Raw genomic sequence first — 1091 nt, forward strand, 5'->3', positions numbered from 1 at the left:
CCCGAATTCAGATAATAAGTGCACCACTCATGGTTAAACGGTGAGAAGAGATCAACTGCCTGTTGGTGGTACTCTATCGTCGCCAAACAAACAGAAGCATTTACCATGAGTTACAAGCAGTTGATCGCAGGACAAAGATACCAGATAGAAGCCTACTTACGCGAGGGCTTTAGTTATCGTGAGATAGGCAAACGCCTGAAAGTCAGTCATAGCACCATTAGCCGAGAAATCAGACGAAATAGGATCCGGGAAAATCACTATCTACCCGAAGTCGCCCAGGCAAAGACACTCAAAAGGCGCGTTCAAGCCGCAAAGTCGTGTCTATCTAAGCTGACCATCACCTTTGTTGAGTTCGGATTAAAACAAAAGTGGAGTCCCGAGCAAATTGCAGGCGTGGGCCGGATTATTGGGCTTTCAGTGAGTCATGCATGGATTTACGGTTATGTGCAACGGGATAAATTGAGTGGCGGCAAGTTGTTTAGGCACTTACGACAAGGCCATCGACGATATCGCAAAGGTCGTCGTGCGAAGCGTGTCATTATCCCGAACCGAGTGGGCATTGAGCACCGCCCAGCGATTGTTGACAAGAAAAGACGGTTCGGTGACTGGGAAGCTGATACCGTACTGGGTAAGCATGGAACGGGTGCCATAGTCAGCCTAGTTGAACGCCAAAGCAAGCTTTATTTAATACGTAAAGTGCCAGCAAAGAGCGCGGCAGACGTAAGCAGAGCCATGATAGGCATGCTGTGGCGATATCGCCGTCATGTGCATACGATAACCGCTGATAATGGCAGCGAGTTCTGTGACCACGAGCTAGTTGCAGATAAGCTCAACACTGATATTTATTTTGCGAATCCGTATTCCTCATGGGAGCGCGGATTGAATGAAAACTTCAACGGTTTACTGCGCCAGTACATACGCAAAGGCACGGATTTAAGAACGGTAACGGATAAGCAGGTGGCCGATATAGAACGTGCGCTAAACGCCAGACCTAGAAAGTGCCTAGGTTACAAACAGCCTGTCGTTGTGTTTAACGAATTACGCAATGCGGCCTAATTTAGCGAGTGGTGCACTTCGGGGTTGAATTCGCG

Annotated in this window: 1 protein-coding gene; it reads left to right on the plus strand. The window is 48.4% G+C overall.

What is annotated here, in order from left to right:
• The first annotated feature begins 105 nt into the window (after positions 1 to 105).
• The gene (locus HUS61_RS21105) at positions 106 to 1056 is read left to right on the plus strand and encodes an IS30 family transposase (protein ID WP_063528617.1); all 951 of its coding nucleotides are present in this window, start codon (positions 106 to 108) and stop codon (positions 1054 to 1056) included.
• Positions 1057 to 1091 lie beyond the last annotated feature (35 nt).

The sequence above is a fragment of the Pseudoalteromonas sp. 0802 genome (assembly GCF_013350085.1).
Taxonomy (GTDB): domain Bacteria; phylum Pseudomonadota; class Gammaproteobacteria; order Enterobacterales; family Alteromonadaceae; genus Pseudoalteromonas.

Coding starts and splice junctions, on each gene's coding strand:
- HUS61_RS21105 (WP_063528617.1), top strand. CDS start 106: ATGAGTTACAAGCAGTTGATCGCAGGACAAAGATACCAGATAGAAGCC.